General features: G+C 46.1%; 12 protein-coding genes. 1 reads left to right on the top strand and 11 read right to left on the bottom strand.

Annotated elements, in window-relative coordinates:
• Position 1: 1 nt before the first annotated feature.
• The 11 genes from JT717_RS07735 to JT717_RS07785 all read right to left on the bottom strand — a co-directional run bounded on the left by JT717_RS07735 (position 2) and on the right by JT717_RS07785 (position 16,421).
• Entirely contained in the window at positions 2-1,345 is a 1,344-nt protein-coding gene (locus JT717_RS07735) for an alkaline phosphatase family protein (RefSeq protein WP_205509625.1), read from the bottom strand.
• Between the two features lie 168 nt (positions 1,346-1,513).
• Positions 1,514-1,885, bottom strand: a complete 372-nt coding sequence (locus JT717_RS07740; RefSeq protein ID WP_205509626.1) for a DUF4870 domain-containing protein — start codon at positions 1,883-1,885, stop codon at positions 1,514-1,516.
• 202 nt (positions 1,886-2,087) lie between these two features.
• On the bottom strand, positions 2,088-3,458 hold the full coding sequence (locus JT717_RS07745) for an AMP-binding protein (protein WP_205509627.1): 1,371 nt from the start codon (positions 3,456-3,458) through the stop codon (positions 2,088-2,090).
• Between the two features lie 24 nt (positions 3,459-3,482).
• Positions 3,483-3,728: an acyl carrier protein gene (locus tag JT717_RS07750; protein WP_205509628.1), complete on the bottom strand. Its 246-nt coding sequence runs from the start codon at positions 3,726-3,728 to the stop codon at positions 3,483-3,485.
• A gap of 32 nt (positions 3,729-3,760) precedes the next feature.
• Complete coding sequence (locus tag JT717_RS07755; protein ID WP_240347881.1) at positions 3,761-5,188, bottom strand: MATE family efflux transporter; 1,428 nt, start codon at positions 5,186-5,188, stop codon at positions 3,761-3,763.
• Between the two features lie 13 nt (positions 5,189-5,201).
• Positions 5,202-7,019 (bottom strand): IucA/IucC family protein, encoded by a 1,818-nt coding sequence (locus JT717_RS07760; RefSeq protein ID WP_205509629.1) that lies wholly within the window; start codon positions 7,017-7,019, stop codon positions 5,202-5,204.
• A 19-nt stretch (positions 7,020-7,038) separates the two neighbouring features.
• Positions 7,039-8,361: a lysine N(6)-hydroxylase/L-ornithine N(5)-oxygenase family protein gene (locus JT717_RS07765; protein ID WP_205509630.1), complete on the bottom strand. Its 1,323-nt coding sequence runs from the start codon at positions 8,359-8,361 to the stop codon at positions 7,039-7,041.
• A 22-nt stretch (positions 8,362-8,383) separates the two neighbouring features.
• Complete coding sequence (locus tag JT717_RS07770; protein ID WP_205509631.1) at positions 8,384-10,807, bottom strand: GNAT family N-acetyltransferase; 2,424 nt, start codon at positions 10,805-10,807, stop codon at positions 8,384-8,386.
• Positions 10,761-12,311 carry a pyridoxal phosphate-dependent decarboxylase family protein gene (locus JT717_RS07775; RefSeq protein WP_205509632.1) on the bottom strand — a complete coding sequence of 517 codons (1,551 nt, stop codon included), beginning with the start codon at positions 12,309-12,311 and terminating at the stop codon, positions 10,761-10,763. Before JT717_RS07775 ends, JT717_RS07770 begins: the two co-directional genes overlap by 47 nt.
• Positions 12,312-12,320: 9 nt before the next feature.
• Positions 12,321-13,481, bottom strand: a complete 1,161-nt coding sequence (locus tag JT717_RS07780) for a Fe(II)-2OG oxygenase family protein (RefSeq protein ID WP_240347882.1) — start codon at positions 13,479-13,481, stop codon at positions 12,321-12,323.
• A 522-nt stretch (positions 13,482-14,003) separates the two neighbouring features.
• Positions 14,004-16,421, bottom strand: a complete 2,418-nt coding sequence (locus JT717_RS07785) for a TonB-dependent receptor (protein WP_205509633.1) — start codon at positions 16,419-16,421, stop codon at positions 14,004-14,006.
• Positions 16,422-16,995: 574 nt separating this feature from the next.
• Between JT717_RS07785 and JT717_RS07790 the strand changes: the two genes are divergently transcribed.
• A complete protein-coding gene (locus JT717_RS07790) occupies positions 16,996-17,901 on the top strand; it encodes an NAD(P)/FAD-dependent oxidoreductase (protein ID WP_205509634.1) in 906 nt (301 codons plus the stop codon).
• The last annotated feature ends 34 nt before the right edge of the window (positions 17,902-17,935 follow it).

Genomic DNA, 17,935 nt, shown 5'->3' on the forward strand with positions numbered 1-17,935 from the left:
CTTATTTCAACACACCTTCCAGCAGTACGCCGTCGCCGGCAGGCAGATCAAGTTTTAATATCTTACTGATCAGCGGAGCAATATCCACCAGTCCCATTTGCGGTATTACCACCCCTTTTTTAATGCGGTGGCCAAAAGCTACAAAACCGGTTTGTATTTCCTTAAAGTCTGGAAAAAATCCATGGGTGCCGCCTTTCGCTGCGCGAATGAATTCACCGGTGGCAGCGCCATTGAACGTATAGCCCTGTTGGCCGGCCAGGGCAAAAGATGCCGATCCGTCGGCGCCAACAGCATCCAGCTCTTCGCGGCTTTTAATGATAAATGTTTTCTGTTGTGCAGCGGGCAGGCTTTTTAGCAACTGCAAGACCTTATCTCTCGTTTGTTTGTCGTTTTTGTCTTTCAGCTGTAAAAATGCAGCACCGCCGGATGGGTGGAAATAGGCTTTCCAGTTCTCCGGTTTTTGTGGATCATACAACCCGGCTTTCGCGAGCAGTACATTGGGCGCAATGCTGGCATGGATATCCACAAAACCATGATCACCGGTAACAATAAAGGTGGTTTTATCGGCAATGCCTGCTTTTTGTACGGCTTCCCTGATGGTTTTGATAGCCCTGTCGACCCCGGCAATGGCTGCCCTTACTTTATCTCCGTCACGGCCCTGTTCATGCTCAAAATGGTCTACAGTGACCAGGTGAACTGCCAGCAGCGATGGTTTATACTTGCGAATGAGATAAGCGCTCATTCGGGCGAAATTTTCATCCATGCCCAGGTAGTCGCCATTAAAATCAAGCTCATCCATTTTTCCGGTAGCATGTTGTTCCAGCTCTTCGTACAGGCCGGGTGGGTTGGCATTTTCCTGCAAGGCTTTGCTCATAACCCGTTCCTGGCCTTTTTCTTTAGGCAGGTACCAGTATTCCGGAATGTTATAGGTAGCCGGACCGCCTACTGATACGGGCCAGAATACCGAAGCACTTGTAAGGCCTCTTTCTTTGGCCAGGCTGAAGAGGGTAGGCACTTTTATATTTTCATAATTCCAGATCCATTTACCGGTAACGCCGTTGGGCTCGGATGGGGTGTTATAATAAACGCCGTGCTTCAATGGTTTTACCCCGCTGATCATGGTGGTGTGAGAGGGATAGGTAACAGTGGGAAAAACACCATCAACGCCATCGGCATAAGCGCCAGTTTCCATGGCCTGCCTCAGGTGCACCATATTCCAGGAAGGATCTTTGTAAAATTCAGGACGCAAGCCGTCTATGCTGATAAGGATCACATGCGATTCCTGCGCAATAATGGTTGACTGGCACACCAACAAGGTACCAATTGCTAATATTAGTTTCTTCATATTAAGGATAGAATAAAAGCGCGAAATTAAAATCGGGTGTTTTAGAACAATATGAATTTTGTGTTAGGTTTTAGTGTCGCTGGACAATAAACCTACCAATAGACTAATACTGTAGCAGAATGGTACTATTGCTGAAAATAATTTTTTGACAGATGAAGGGGCGTTGAATTATTTAATAAGTCTTAAGGTGAAAGGGTAACGATATAATTTGCTTTCACTGGCTTTAATGGTTGCGATAATAACCAGTACCAGCACTATGATCCCTACCATCCATAACAACAGGATGCCAATGATTGTGAGCAAAAGAACAATGGCAACGATGCTGAAGGTGATCTGGAAATTGAGAGACTCTTTGGCGTGATCTGTTACAAATGTGGATTCGTTCTTCTTAATAAGGTAGATGATCAGCGGCGGGAAGATCCAGAAAAAGATGGTCAATACATGGCACAGAATGGCCAGGGTTCTCTCATCGCTAGTTGGCGTATACAGAGGCGTTTGCTCTGAACCGGTAAATGAACCGGAAGGATTGGAGCTTGTCATGGTATTCCGTTTTCATGAAATTATTAAAATTAACGCAATTAAAATAAAGAAAGTCGAAGGCGCAGCGGGAAGCTATCGCCGGTCTTCGACTTAGATCATATATTTAATATTATAATTTACTCACTGCCGGCGCAGATCGCTGCCATACATTGCTTCCTGGCCGCACAACAAGATTATGATTTACATTGTATTGATTGTTATTTCAAGCACTCTGCATTATAGAGGTATAATCTACTTTTCCATTGGGTGTTAGCGGCATGGCAGGAATGTATTTTACCTGCACTACCGTAGGGTGGATGTTCAGCTTTTCTTTTAATACCTGCTTGATAGTGCTTTCTTCCAGCTGTTCGTTTATATGGGCTACCTGCAAAAATTTGTCGTTAATGCCGGTGCACACAACAGTTTGTCCACCCAATCCGTTCTTTAAGATCAACTCCACCTCGTCGAGATTCAGGCGCGAACCAAACAGTTTTATAATGCGTTTGATTCTTCCTGTTATATAATAGTAGCCATCTTCATCACAGCGCGCTATATCGCCCGTGTATAATTTATTGGTTTCATGCCAGGTACTCAGGTCGGCCGGACTATTGGCATAACCGCCAAATACATTCGGGCCAAAGTAAATGAGCTCGCTGGTATCAGCATCGATCTCAAACCGCCCGTTCTTGATGGGTAGCCCAATGGAAGCTGCTTTCGTTAGCAGGGCTTCCTGGGGAAGAAATGCCATGCGGCCGGCAGCTTCTGTTTGTCCGTATTGAGCTATGAATTGTTTATTGTAAGTGGTGATATACCGAACGATCTCCTGCCGCAAAGCCTGGTTCAGGATACCGCCTGTTTGGGTCATATACCGCAGGGACGGATGATCCTTTTTGAAAAAACCAATGCGGAGCAGCGCTTCATACACATACGGCACGCCGCCAATCGTGCTACATTTGTACCTGGCAAAATCTGTCCAGAACTCAGGCTGCAGAATGTCTTTGTTGGTGCAAACAATAGTACCGGCCGCCATACAATTGGTAGTGAATATAGATAAGCCGTACACAAAAATAAGCGGCACATTTAATGGCACCACATCATCACTTTTAACAGGCATGTAATCAAGTATAGAGCAGGCGTTTTGTACGAGGTTATAGTCGCTTAACTTTACAAATTTGGGTGAACCGGTAGTACCCGAGGTACTTAACAACATTTTTATGTTCGAGTGAATGAGATAATCCGCCGGCTTCTTTCGTTTCAATAATTTAATGGAGGCAGAAGCTGCTATGGTGTTGTATCCGTATGCAGCCGGTCTTTCCGGATCATAGATGTAATAGGGCGTGTAAAGGTTTTCCAGGTTTTGTTTGAAAGCGGCATGCAGTTGCGTACTTAACAGCACGACCGTGAAACGGCTGTTCAGGAAATTCAGTAATACTTCTACTGCTCCGATGCTGTTATCGCTATAAACGAACACCAGTCCCTGCCGGTTGTCGATCGACAGGGATTGATGAAATGACCGTACAGAAACAGCATGCCCTGTTTGTGCATCAATAAAAAACAGGCCGCTGTTCTTTCGAATGAGCTCGTATAGTGACATGTTTAATGGTTAATGGTGAAAAGATCAGGCTATTGGTTCTACATGGTATTTCTTCAATAACTCTTTTATTTTCGGTACACTGCCCATAGTAAGTACATCTTCCATTTCAATGGTGATGCTATAGGCATTTTCCAGTTCTGTTACCAGTACCAGGTGTGATACCGAATCCCATTCGGGTATGCTCTGGTATTCCAGTTCATCGGTTATCTCATTGGGTGTTATTCCAAATGCTTTGGCGATCACTTCCTGTAAATTCGGTTGTGTTTGCATAATAATTGTTTTGTAGATTAATAATGTGGATGTTACACTTTTATTTGTTTCCATTTTCCCTGTCTGAAAATGATAATACAGGCAACTGCCAGCACCAGTTCTGAGATTAGAATGGCTATAAAAATGCCCTTGGGTCCCCAGTTCAATCCAATGCCCAGCAACCAGGCCAGGGGTAGTTGCGTAATATAAAACATGAGAATGTACAAGAGAGATACCTGCCTAATATTTCCGGCGGCATTCAATGAACGCGAGATCACCATCGTGTAGCCAAGCAGGATATAAGCCATTGAAATAAACCGGATGTACATTATGCTGTAGCTGATCACTTCCGGCAAACCGGAAAATAACGACACCACCGGCCGCGCTGCAAAGAACCAGAAAAGGGCTACAGCTGTCAAGAAGCACATATTTACTGAACCGGCTTTCCATACGCTTTGGGCGGCCCGTTCCGGTTGCCTGGCGCCGAGGTTTTGTCCGGTTAGTACACCCGCTGCATTACCAATACCCCAGGCTGGCATGGTGGCTACAGAAGCGACCCGTTGCGCAATTATATAACCTGCCAAAGCGTTGGGGCCGAAATGCGACACGATCCTGATCATCAACATCCAGCTGGAAGCCGGGATCATATACTGCAAGGTGCCGCCGCTCGCTTGTTTCACGATCTTTTTAATGATAGCCGGCACCAATAATAACTGAGCTTTGCCGATAGTGATTATCGTTTTGCCCTGCAATAGGTACCAGGCCTGATAAGCAACACCAGCTACACGTGCTAAGGCCGTGGCCAGCGCTGCGCCGGTTAAACCCAGGCCGGGCATGGGACCCCAACCAAAGATCAGTAGGGGGCAGAGCAGGATATTAAGGCCGTTCGAGATCCAGAGTGTGCGCATGGCCAGGGCGGCATCGCCCGATCCCCGGAAGATGCCATTAACTGCGATACGCAGGATAATGAACAGGGTGCTGCCAAACATGATCTGGCAAAACAGGCTGCCTTCAGCGATGAGTGTTGGCTGCAAACCCATCCAGTGCAGGATTTCGCGGTAAAACACAACGGAGGCAATACTGATGGGCAGTGAAACGGCCAAACCGGTATAGATCACCTGCATTGCGGTGAGGCCTGCTGTTTTTGGTTTTTTCTCCCCGATACGCCGCGAAATGATCGAAGATGCCGAAACACTTAAACCAATGGATACGGAATAAGCAAAACTGATCACTGACTCGGTGGTTCCGGCAATGGAAATGGCATGGGCGCCCAGCCTGCTTATAAAGAACAGATTGGCGCAAACAAACAATGATTCCATTACCAGTTCCAGTACCATCGGTACTGCGAGCAATACGATGGCCCGGTTAATGCTGCCTGTGGTAAATTGCTTTTCCCTCCCTGAAATGGCAAGCTTCAACAGCACCACCATATTGCCGCCGTAAGCAAAGGCCGCTTTAATTCTTTCTTTATAAAATTTCATATTACTCCAAAGCTTATGAAGCCACAAGTGCCTGTTGTTTGATGACCGCCAAGGGATTTTGTAAAGTGCCGCCCTTGCGGGGAATGGCAAAGCTGGTCTTTTCTTCATATGCATTGCCCAATAGCCGTACACTGTTGATGTAAAACCGCTTGAACTCCGGTACGAACAGGTTGTATTTTTCGAATTTCCAGGCCAGCGACGGATGGGCCGACTGGTATTCGAGTATTACTGCAGCTACCAATTGCCAGAACCGGTTTTCATGATAGCCGGAATAGCTATGCAATACATTGCTCAGATAACGAAAGAATGCGTCAAAAACGCCCAGCAGAATAAATAAAGGCACATTTTCCTTGTTGGAAGAAGCGATCATTCCTTCTGCGAGATCTTTTGGCAGCGATTCTTTTGCTTCTTCGGTAAGTACTATATCATCTACGAAATCCTTGATGATGATGCGCACGGGCACATTATCCTTTAATACCAGGATGATATTTTCCCCATGCGGCGTCACACATAATGCATGCTGGTAGTAGATCTGCAGTAATGGCTTCAGGTAGGCCTGCAGATAGGCGAGCAGCCAGTCTTCTATGCTAAGTCCAGCGCTTTTTGCGAGTTCAGCTACCAGGGAATTCTTATCATCGTCAACATATAACAGCGATGCCATGGTGATAATGCGTTCGCCAGGTTGCAGGTATAACTCAGCGCTTTCGCGCCAAAGTACTCCGAGGAATTCCTTATACTGGTAAGGCGGATCAACGATGGCGTGATAGTAAGGATGTGAATAGCTAACCGTGGCCACTTCACCCAATAATACCAGTCCGAGTTGCTGCAGGTATATATCCTGTTGCAACATTTTCATCACCCAGCTCGTGACACGGGGCGCAATGGCCATTTGTTTGGGTGAAAGCCCCCTGATATTACCGGTACTTAAAATGGAAATGGCGGTTTTTACGTAATGCTTTTGAGGCTGACTGATATTATAAAAGGTGCGGATGCTTTGTTGGGGCAGGTAGCTGTCACCCGCTATCCCAAGCGGAATGATCAGGCGGCTGCTTATATCAGCGGCATACTGCATCAGCAGCTTGTTCTGCCATTGCCAGGGATGAACCGGAATGAATGTATAGTCAGCCGGATCTTCATCATAACTTCCAATGATCGCGTAAAATTCCTGGATGGTTGCTGCGCCCAATTCCCGTTCAAAAAAAGAGGACTGCTGAATATGATCCAGGCTGCGGAACGCTGAACGGCTTTTATGGGCGGCTATCCACCAAAGTTGCACAGGCTGCCTGGCTTCCGGAGCATAGCGGATATAATCTTCATAATTGAAACCTAGGCGGCTTTTGTTAACGATCACCCAGGGATGGCCGTCCATTTGATGTTCAACGGTCTGGTAATCGGCCTGCGCCAACGCGCCGGCCTGTAAACGGCCCTCCGTATGCAGATAGGCATCGGCATATAAAGTATGCATCAATTCTTCTAGATAATGCGCCAGGTTGAATGGCCTGATGCCAAAGGTGTTTTGCAGTTCAACAAAAAACAAAGGGGCGTCTATGGCTGCAGTGGATCTCCCATTTTCATGCCGCTGTATACTGTCGGGATCAATATGCCAGTAATCGAGCTGGCGGCGATACCCTGAATAAGTATAATGAATAAGCGCGTGGTCAGTTGTTAACTGAAAATGGGTGCGGCCATCGCTTTCCGATGACAGGATAACCGGCTGCGCGACCTGTTCGTGCATCAGTTCGGCCAGGCTTTTAGCCAGCAACCGCTTGTTCACTTTTTGCCACACAGCTTTATTTAGCGGGGCTGTGCCCGGTAATGCTTTAATGATCATGTTGTTTTGTATTCTGCTTTCAAATGGTGTTGCTTTCGGCTGCCACCAGTTCTTCCGCTTTTGCCGTTCCGAATGTCTGGAAAGCAATGCGTTTTTCGATATGGTACACCTGGCGGCCCGTAACCTTATTAATGATGTGTGCATTGCGATAGGCGCCCATGCCCAGGTCGGGTGTTACAAAACCATGGGTATGTAATTCGGCGTTCTGAACAAAGATCTCATCGCCATTCACATCGATCGTGTAATCACGCTCCACCTGGAATAAACCATCTTCCCGCCGGTTAATGCGTTCGGTTATGCCATGCAGAAATGCAGGCTCCCTGTATTTATAGCCGGTTGCCAGCACTACATAACTGGCCTGGCATTGATATGGCTCTTGTTGGTCGGTTTCAGTGAAGTGGAGGTCATAGCTGTTTCCGTCCTCAGCGGTACTGATCTTTTCCAGCCGCATATTCGATCTGATGTTTACGGGCAGGGAAATATTGCCGACACTCATTTCATATAACTGGTCAAATATGTCATTGATGAGATCATAATTAATGCCTTTATACAATGGGTTTTGCTTCGACAACAATTTCTTTCGCCTTTCCTCCGGCAGCTTGTAGAAATAATCTACGTATTCGGGTGATGTTAATTCAAGCGTGAGCTTTGAATATTCCATCGGGTAGAAGCGCGGTGATCTGGTGAGCCAGCTCAGTTGCAAACCCTGTTCTGTGGCCGGCAACAGATCCTGGAATATTTCGGCAGCACTTTGTCCAGACCCGATAATAGCCACTGAACCGCTGCCCAACAACTTATTTTTATTAGGCAGGTATTGTGAAGTATGTAAAACCCGTGGTAACTGGTTTCGATCAATAAATGATGGGATATAGGGTTGTGTACCTGTTCCAAGCACCAGGCGTTCTGCATAGTAAGTTTCAGATTTGCCTGAGCGCCGTACGGTTACTTCATACAGATTGTTCACATGATCGATGGCAATCACTTCATGCCCGAAACGGCAATTGGATAATTGTGCTGCTACCCACTGGCAATAGCCATTATATTCTTTGCGAAGGATATTGAAATTCTCCCGGATATAAAAAGGATAGATCCTGCCTGTATGTTTACAAAAATTCAGAAAGCTGTATTTGTTGGTAGGATCGGCCAGGGTCACCAGGTCGGCCATAAAAGGCACCTGCAAGGTAGCGTTGGGCAGCATTAATCCCGGATGCCAGTCAAAAGATTCCGACTGGTCGAAGAATAAAGCGCTTACACCTGCCACTGGTTCTATGAGGGCTGCCAGGCCCAGGTTGAACGGCCCAATGCCAATACCTATCAGCGAATATGTTTGTTGTGATTTCATTTACATTTTTTTTGATGGTGCGTTAGGCATTAGGCTTATTTTGAGGAAATTTAGCCCAGTACCATTCGCGGTAACAGAAATTGAGGTTGGCTTTTTTGTGCGGCATTTCTATCACTTTTTCTACTCTAAACCCTACATGCAATTTGTTCATCAGTGAAGCCAGCGAATCAACCGAGCCTTCGCCTACCATTTTTCCCACCTGCGGCTGCGCAAAAACGTAATCTACCATACATTGGGTAGAAGGGGAGACGTATTTCTTTTTGGGATCAACCGCTGCAATATACTGATGCGTACCATAGTCGGTGGGCAGCACATCATAGTATTCGCCTACCAGATCACGAACCGCCCAATACACTTCAAAATAAAAACTGGGTTCCCCATTGGCTTCACCGATATATGCATATAACAGATCACCAGGCAACAGCGTGCGGTAATATGTTTCAAGTTTGCCAATCGGCCAGTTCATTTGCCATATCTTAATAGCATGTTCGCGGTGAAACCATTCGTGCAACATGTCCAGGTCGCGGTCGAGGTCAATAGGCCGGAGGCTAATGGTAACATCTTCCCTGGGGAAATACCGGGTATATAAAATATCCTTCGAGCCGGGCCTGATCAAAGTATCGCTAAAGAAATATTTATGTAACGGATTGTAGTAGGAGCGATATACGGCCGGATTGGTGCGTGGCGCACTCGCTTCATCCATATTGTTGATGCTGGTAAGCAGATTTCCTTTGGTATTTAGTTTGGTGCTGGTAAGGAAATGATTCACCAGTCGGGTATTGTCTGTATCCCTTAACGATGATAACAATTCATAGGTCAGGCGTAGCAGTGTTAGTTCACTGGCCAGTTGGTTCCTGCCAAATGCACTGATGAGCCCGAATAGGTTGTTCGAAAGCAGGTAATGGTCCCAGTACCGGTACATTCGTTCTTCTGGAATAAATGAGCGGCTGTTTTCGCCAAAGTCGGGAATGGCCTTTAATAATTCGTTCACCTTTCCTTCCCGGAAAAAAAAGCCCTGGTTGTCGCGGAAATATATTTTTACAGGAAAACCATACTCATCCATTTCCAGCAGAACATTTTGCTGGTGATATTCGCTGCCCAGACCGAAATCATTAAAGATGCCGATCAACGGTTTTACACAAACCTGCAGGTATCGGGTAAACCAGTCAATCGCCGTTTCCTGTACAGACCGGTTACAACGCCTGGCGGCTTCCTGTATGATCTGCACGATGCGCGGTGAATCGCCTGTTACGTTATCCTGGCACAGGGCGGCCACCAGTGATACATTCTTTTGGGCATGCTGTCCTTTGAAAACATTGCGGCGCACACTGGTGGTAAAACCGTCAATGACCGCTCCATTCCAGGTGACCATGATATACGCAGGGTCGGTAATAAATTCCACCCCCGGGTATTGCTGTTTCAACGCGGCGCCCCAACTGGTTTTCATTAAACGGGCTGCGTCATGACCGCGGTACAATTCATGCGGATAATTCACCCGATAAGAGTTCGTGATCTTTACATGCAGCGACAGCTTATACATCCATTCACTGGCTGCGTGATAAACAGTACGAACCGAAGAAGTAGGCGCATATTCCATCCCGGCTTCACCTAGACTATATAACAATCCTTTCGCCTGCATTTCCTGAACGGCAGCCTCTTGTAACAGGTATTGCGCTTCCCAGGGATGGGTGGGCACGATCTTGTAATCATAATATTCCCGGATCTTTGTCTTAACCGGCTCCACTACATCGCCTGCGAGCAATTCCTGCTTCAGCCAATCACAGGGGCCGGTGGGTTCCGTACTTTTTTCTATCACATGATCTGGATGAATTAAAAAGTAATATAAGGGAAAGCGCGCCTGCACTTCGGGTGAATAATGCAGCAGGTCGTCAGTTGTAAATCCTTCTCTTGTTTTGGTGAGCGGATGCAGGCTGTGACCCGTTAAGAGGGATTGTTCCGCTTCGATAAAAGTTTGCCCTGCCTGGTTGATGCGGGGTTGATTGGTTTCAAACCGGTCAAGGAATATCTCCAGGTTATCTATGCTGTTCTGCATCAGCAAAGCGGTGCGGCTACCGTCTGCCTCCGGATAGCTGGTTTTTGCATATTGAGTCACCAGCTCCAGAAAGCGGTAGGCACTGATCTCATTAATGCAATTCGTTTGCAGCTCTTTTTCTGCCACTGGAAAATAAAACTGGTGATAGCCGGTCTCCGAATAATATTGCAAAGGAATGAATACTTCTGATCCAATGGTCGTAAAGTCGATCCGCAGATGATTGGTAAAACCGGTAAACCGGAACCAATCGGCCAGGCACTCATCGTATTTTGGAATGCCTTCATACCGGCTCCAATTACCGAACTCCCGGCAAAAACTATTGATGAGCGCCGTATAGTTGATTTGCTCAGCCTTTTGCCGGCATGTGGTGGCGTAACTCATAATCTTTTCCATGCTTCTTTATAACTGTTAGAATGTTTTGAATGTGTTGAATGGTGGTGAGTGGATTCAGGATGGTGAATTTCAAATAGAACTGTCCGTTCACCTTTGTGCTGGCCACCAGCACCTCACCGTTGAAGAACATTGTTTGTTTGATATACTGGTTCATGGCACAGGTATCGATGCCGCCTGCATGTTGAGGCAGATAGCGGAATACGAGTACGCCCAGATCGGAATGACTTAACAGTTCAAAATGTTGCGATGCTTCGATCATACAGGCTGCCTGTTCGGTGGTATCTATGATCCTGTCGGTGTATATGCCCAGTTTTTGTTTACCCAGTAACCGCAAGGTGAACCACAGCTTCAAGGCATCGAAGCGGCGGGTACTTTGGGTGATGGATTTATTGATCTGCGCCGGCAGTTCGTCATAATCCTGTTCTTTGGGATTAAGGTAATCAGCATGGTGTTTGATGATGTTCAGGTGAAGTTTGTTCTTTACCAGGAAAGCGCTGCTGCTGATGGGCTGAAAGAAGGATTTGTGATAATCGATCGTAACCGAATCAGCCAGTTCAATACCGTTCAGCAAGTACCGGTATTTTTCCGACAACAATAATCCACAGCCATAAGCTGCATCAACATGCATCCAGAGCTTGAACTCTTTGGCAATGCAAGCTATCTGCTGCAGGGGATCGATATTCCCGAAATCGGTAGTGCCTGCCGTTGCTACGATCGCAATGGGGATATTGCCTTCTGCCATCTCCCGGAGAATCGCCTGTTCCAGTAAGGAAGCATCCATGCGGAAGCGGTTGTCGGTGCCTACTTTTACGATGGCTTGCTCGCCAAGCCCCATTAATGACGCATTTTTCTGGTTGCTGAAATGCGCCTTTTCCGACATGAAGATGCGGAAGCGGTTTGCATTGGCCGGATGCCCCTGCAATTTAATATTATGTTTTAAGTAAGTCAACGCATAATAGTCCCGGGCCAGCAACAAGCCCATCAGGTTGCTTTGCGAGCCGCCGCCGGTAAAAACGCCATCACACTGGCTGCTATAACCGATCTGTTGGCCGGTCCAGCCGATCAGGCGGCGTTCAATAAAAGTGCCGCCTGCGCTCTGGTCATAGGTATCCTGTGACGAATTTATAGCGCTGATGATCACCTCTGCGGCCAAAGCGGGTATCACCACCGGGCAGTTTAAATGTGCAATATATTCTGGCAAATGGAAGGCCGTGGCATGTTGAATGTACAGGGCATTCACTTCTTCAAACAGGCTTTTATAATCGGGCAGCGGATGCTCAAGATCGATATTGTCGAATTCAGCCAGCAGGGTAGCCGGCCTGATACCACTGAACGGTTTTTTGGTATTCTTTAAAAAGCCCGACACCTGTTCAGCTGCTGCCCTGATGGCCAGCCGGTATTCTGTTTCCGTTCCTTCATAAAAAATATCATTACAGGTGGTATTGTCCATTTCCTGTTCGGGCAATTCAGTAGCATAAACAGAGATCAAGGTTTGTTTTTCCATGGGTGATGGTTATTGTTGTGAAGCATCATTGTTAAATAGTTTGCCGTAGTGTTCTTCCATGATAAAATACGGGTCATCGGTCTGTGTGACGGATCTGATATTAATGAGGCTGGTTTTACTCATCATGCGCAGCATCAGGCGGCGTTCACATTTCACCATTTGCCCGTTTTCATTGCGGTAACCGGCAATAAAGGAATTACGGCCATGCGCACAAAGGTGATTGTTTACAAAAATGAGGTCGCCCGAATCGGGAACGAAACTGTTGTTGATGAATTTTTTTGCCTCTTCCCAAAAGCGCACCAGGTTATGCATCGCTTCGGGCGACTGCCCGGCTTTTTCATTAAAGATCTGTTCAGCCGCATCGAAACGGATAAATGGTCTTTTCCGGTTGCCATATAATATAGAAGTAGTTACTTCTTCGGTATTTTCATCATCTGCATAGTTGGCGTCTTTTGGACATTTATAGATCGGTTTGAAAAGTTCTTCCATGATCTCATTTGTGTCGCCATGTGAACGGATCGAATACAATGTAGAAGGCACCTGTTCTTCATTACGCAGGAACAAAAAGCTCAGGAAATCGGCCTGGTTAAATAAAAATGCGTCTTCCGTGTGAACGAACAGGTCAGTCCTTGAGCCCGAACCGGTTTGGGTAAAGCTCATTTTTTCATCTGGGATAACAGCATGCAGCAGGCCGCCGCCTTTGCGTTGTGCATAATACTGTACCGGCTTGGAGGGAATAGCGCCATGCAGCAGTGAACAGATGAAGCCATATTTGATCAGCCTGCTGTAATCGGTTTCTTTCCAGGAGGGTGGGGTGGGACCAAGGGCATCCTGATCAACATCTGTGAGCCCTTTGAATACCAGGGCGCCGTACTGGCTGCGCGAGAAATCAGTACCGAAGCGGCTCAGTATTCCTGCAATGCGTTCCGGTAAAAGCTGAAACGCATTCAGATGCAATGAAGAGATGTAGTCGGGGTGTTCATAATGGCCAAACGCTTTTGTTAAAATATTGGCCACATTTGAAATAGCGGTTCTTTCTTTGGGGGTAACGTCAATGATCATCGGCCCCATTGGTGGCAGTACGCCGGAACCTGTAATTGCCGGTGCCGGCCGATCGGGATGAGTTGCAGTGGCAACGGATTGGCGCGCGGATGCGGTAATTGTTTCCATGTTTTAGGACTTTTTAATAGTTAATGGTTTTATATTTAAGCGGAACGTTTATGCTACGATGCATAACAAGCATAGCATATCTGTTTGCTGCAAATTGTTTTTATGCAGCATGAAGTGTTAAGTATTTGCTGTTTTCAGAATAAAAATTACTGATCGCAATGCACACTACGGTATGCACAGCGTTTGCGTGCGCTTTCGGCGCTTCGCATTGATCGTTATATTTTAACAGTGGAAATCAGGCAAAACCTGTTTGTTACATTACAGAACAAGTCAGTAGTGTAACAATAATGACGATAGCATTTGATTTGGAAGGAGAAGAAAAATGTCACGCAATTTAAAAACTAAATCAATTATTCGGTTACGCAATGAGGAAATAATTTTCACAATGGCACAATGATTACATTCCGATAACATACCTGTGTGTAATGTAATAATGATGTGGTCGTAATAAAAATGGTCCGGGTTATTCGCCCGGACCATTGACAATTAAAACTGCTGTATTCGTACACGGAAAAGAAGAGGCTAGAATTTAATGGTAACGTTTGCCGTAAAGCTGCGCGGCATTTGTACACTTAATACACCCTGGCCTGAAAAATAAGTTTCGTTGGTTGCGTTATCTACCTTTACACCCAGGCGGTACCAACGCGCATCATAATAAATTGTACCATTTAGTAAGGTATAAGCAGGAAGCGTAAATACACCGGTAGTCGCGGAGTTGGCTGTAAGGTGTTTATCAACATAATTGCCACCCACACCCAAACCGAATCCTTTTAGTTTACCAGCAGGGAATGCATAGCTGATCCAGGCATTAGCGAGGTTGGCAGGCCCTGCTGATGCCGGACGTCTTCCCTGCAGGGCAGTAGAGCCTTTGGTCAATTTGCTATCATTATAACTGTAACCCGCCAGCAGGTATAAGCCATCCATTGGCTGCGCCTGTAATTCTATTTCAAAACCTTTGCTTTTTTGCGTGCCGTCCTGAACGGTTATATTGTAATTACGGCCTTCTTTTACAAAAAGATCTATACGGGTCATATTGTCTACCTTAATGTCATAATAACTGGCTGTTACATTCAGTTTGTTTGCAAACAGATCTATTTTAACGCCAGCTTCAACCTGGTTGGCCTGTTGCGGTTTTAATACGCCCGATACTTCGGGCACAGGCTGCGTTACAGGGGCCAGGTTGCTGAAACCATTCATGTAATTGGCAAAGAGAGAAACCTTATTCTTCACCAGTTGATAAACAAGTCCGAATTTCGGCGATAGAGCCGTTTGCTGATATTTACTGTTTGCTAAAATAGTATCCGCGATATGGCTGCGGGTGCCCAGACTGCTAAAGCGGTCTACACGAAGACTTAACATCGCCATTAACTGATCGGTGATATTTACCACATCGGAAGCATAAGCACTGTACACTTCTGAGCTTGTATGGTTACGGGTAGGTTCAGCGGTGCTGGCGGCCAGTTTCTGGTCTACCGCATAGCGGGAGATTTTAGCATAATTTCGGTCATCAAAGTACTGACCGTTCACAAAGTCAAACACAATATAAGGGGAGTTGTCGTTGTTCACTTTGAAGCGAACATAATCTAATCCCAGTAACACGCGGTGTTTAATGGGGCCGGTGCTGAAATGACCGGTAAAGTTCTGTTGCAGGTCCAGAGCCGAATTAATGGTATTCTGCAGTGATATATTACGTTCCAGGGAATCGTCTGTTGCCTTACGGATGAACTGGTATTGATAATAACCATCCGATTTGCGGATGTTACTGGAAATAAGGGTTTGTGAGGTCCACTGGTTATTGAATGTATAAGTAGCAATGGCCCGCATATTGGTTGCAGGCGTTTTCAGCGTAAGGTCATTCGTAGAATAAGACCTTTTCCAGTTAAAGCCGAGCTCATCGGGCGTATGGGCAACAAATTGCCGCGTACGGTTCAGAAATATGGCTGATGAGTTCGTCATTTCTGCGTTATAAAATTCCGCATTCAGGTTTATTTTCAAATTTTCGCTGGCCCTGAATTCTATGGCTGGTGCAATGACCAAAGACCTTCTGAAACCGGCGTCCTGGAAACTTTGTTGATTTTGATAAGCGGCATTTAAACGGAAGAAAACATTTCCTTCTTTGTTGGCCGGACCGTAAATATCAGCGGAAACCCGGTTGAGATTATAGCTGCCGGTATAGTAGGAGATCTCGCCACCAAAGGTATCGACCGGTTTTTTCGAGACTATATTGATCAAACCGCCAAAAGAAGTAATGGCGCCTCCATATAAAGTGGCAGAGGGACCTTTCATGATCTCAATTCTTTCTACATTCACCGGGTCCATTTCGCCATTCGTTTGACCTGGCAGGCCATCGATCATAGATACTTCGGTACGAAAGCCACGGACTGCATAATAAGATGCGCCATCGAGGTTAATACCACGGTTGGCCTGTATCTTGTATAAGCCTGGTGTGTTTCGGAGCGCAAGGCCGAAATCGGTAATCATCTGTTCCCTGATGAGCTCTTTCGGGAGGGAAGTATATACCTGGGGATTCTCCAGCCGGCTCAATGGCATCTTGGCCACTGTTTCACTGCCATTCGCCGGTTTCTTCCTGCCGGCAGCGATCACCACTTCCTGCAGGGTTGCATGATCTTCGGTCAATATAAAATCGGTTACGATGATCTCGCCTTCGTTCACAGTAACGGTTTTGTCCACCGGTTTTACGCCTACGGCCGTTATACGAATCGTGTAACTGCCGGGTTTTATGCCGGTGAGTTTGTATTCGCCTTCTTGATTGGTGGCCGTGGCTATTCTTTTAGTGAGTAACCCTACCGTAATTCCTTCCGCTGGTTTGCCATCTGAAGTGCTTACTTTGCCCTGCAATACGCCTAACTGGGCGTGGAGGAAAACAGGTAAACAGGCAACAAAAAATAAAAACAGGGTAGTTTGGATGCTGCGTTTCATTTTGCTTTTCATTTATTAATGCTGGTTGCTATCTCTCGTATACTTATTATTTAATAGGTGTGTGTCGTTGGAAGGAGTTCGCATACTATTAATAAAAAGAACCTGTTTAGGCATACACTACACTGTATTTGGTTCTCCTTCCGTTACAGCGCAGGTACGATAAACAGGTAAATAGTTGGAAAAGGCATTAACAGTTTTTGGCATATACCCGGTCAACCGCACAGGTCAATTACAGCCAGGGTAGGCGTTCTAGTTACATGTACCTAAACAGTAACTGAGTATCAGGTACAAATTATTGTTATGGAAGGAGAATGAAATCGTGATGCAAAGAAAAGCGTTGCCTGCAAAAAGCCGCTTACGCGATCAGGAAATTGATTTACGAATTGGGAAACATAACGGATAGCCGAAGTACACAAACATGCTTTATGATCAGATTCGGTATATGCGCACTAAAATCAAGGCTTCCTTTGGAGAAAAGGATGCTGAATAAAATTATACTTGCAAATATATGCAACATTGTTGCAATTGAAAAAAACTTCCTTATTTTTGTGTATACAGACGAAAAACAAACATTATGAAAGGCAAAACATTCGATGTAATCATTGTCGGCGGCAGTTATGCAGGCTTGTCTGCAGCCATGTCATTAGGCAGGAGTTTACGCAAAGTATTGGTGATAGATGGGGGAGAGCCCTGTAACCGGCAAACACCCCATTCACACAATTTCATTACACATGATGGCGAAAAGCCGGCCGCTATAGCAGCGAAAGCCAAAGAACAGGTGTTGAAATATGAAACGGTGAGCTTTATGCAGGGCTTTGCTGTAAGCGCCATCAAAAATGAGGATGGGTTTGATGTAAAAACCGCCGCAGGGGAATTGTTTTCTGCCCGCAAGCTCTTATTTGCAACCGGTATAAAGGACCAGTTTCCGCCCATTCCGGGCCTGGCAGCATGCTGGGGCATAACGGTGATCCATTGTCCATACTGCCATGGGTATGAAGTGCGCCATGAGAAGACCGGCATTATCGCTAACGGAGATATAGGGTACGAGTTTACCAAATTGATCAGTAACCTCACCAAAGACCTCAGCTTGTTTACCAACGGAAAATCGACCCTGAATGCAGAGCAGGCAGCTAAATTAGAACAGCACAATATAAAGGTCATTGAAACGGAAATTGAGGCTTTTGAGCATACCAATGGGGAACTGAAGCTGGTTCATTTTAAAGACGGGTCAAGCATGGCCATGAAAGCGGTGTACGCAAAACTTCCATTTGTACAACACAGTGACATACCTGTACAACTGGGTTGTGCATTAACTGAAGCAGGTTATATTTCTGTAGATAATTTTTACAGGACCACGGTTCCGGGCGTATATGCGGCTGGCGACAATACCGTCATGATGCGTGCAGTTTCCCAGGCTATTGCAGCAGGTGGAATGGCCGGAGCAGCCATAAACAAGGAATTAGTTGACGAATCGTTTTGAGGCTCGATTTCCCGGGAAATTTGGTGGATCCGGA

The organism is Longitalea arenae, assembly GCF_016924755.1.
Lineage (GTDB): Bacteria > Bacteroidota > Bacteroidia > Chitinophagales > Chitinophagaceae > Niastella > Niastella arenae.

What these genes read in the sequence shown, in the direction of transcription:
- JT717_RS07740 (WP_205509626.1), bottom strand. Translation starts at nt 1,885, where the DNA reads ATGACAAGCTCCAATCCTTCCGGTTCATTTACCGGTTCAGAGCAAACG.
- JT717_RS07770 (WP_205509631.1), bottom strand. Translation starts at nt 10,807, where the DNA reads ATGGAAAAGATTATGAGTTACGCCACCACATGCCGGCAAAAGGCTGAG.
- JT717_RS07745 (WP_205509627.1), bottom strand. Translation starts at nt 3,458, where the DNA reads ATGTCACTATACGAGCTCATTCGAAAGAACAGCGGCCTGTTTTTTATT.
- JT717_RS07735 (WP_205509625.1), bottom strand. Translation starts at nt 1,345, where the DNA reads ATGAAGAAACTAATATTAGCAATTGGTACCTTGTTGGTGTGCCAGTCA.
- JT717_RS07765 (WP_205509630.1), bottom strand. Translation starts at nt 8,361, where the DNA reads ATGAAATCACAACAAACATATTCGCTGATAGGTATTGGCATTGGGCCG.
- JT717_RS07755 (WP_240347881.1), bottom strand. Translation starts at nt 5,188, where the DNA reads ATGAAATTTTATAAAGAAAGAATTAAAGCGGCCTTTGCTTACGGCGGC.
- JT717_RS07780 (WP_240347882.1), bottom strand. Translation starts at nt 13,481, where the DNA reads ATGGAAACAATTACCGCATCCGCGCGCCAATCCGTTGCCACTGCAACT.
- JT717_RS07750 (WP_205509628.1), bottom strand. Translation starts at nt 3,728, where the DNA reads ATGCAAACACAACCGAATTTACAGGAAGTGATCGCCAAAGCATTTGGA.
- JT717_RS07760 (WP_205509629.1), bottom strand. Translation starts at nt 7,019, where the DNA reads ATGATCATTAAAGCATTACCGGGCACAGCCCCGCTAAATAAAGCTGTG.
- JT717_RS07785 (WP_205509633.1), bottom strand. Translation starts at nt 16,421, where the DNA reads ATGAAACGCAGCATCCAAACTACCCTGTTTTTATTTTTTGTTGCCTGT.
- JT717_RS07775 (WP_205509632.1), bottom strand. Translation starts at nt 12,311, where the DNA reads ATGGAAAAACAAACCTTGATCTCTGTTTATGCTACTGAATTGCCCGAA.
- JT717_RS07790 (WP_205509634.1), top strand. Translation starts at nt 16,996, where the DNA reads ATGAAAGGCAAAACATTCGATGTAATCATTGTCGGCGGCAGTTATGCA.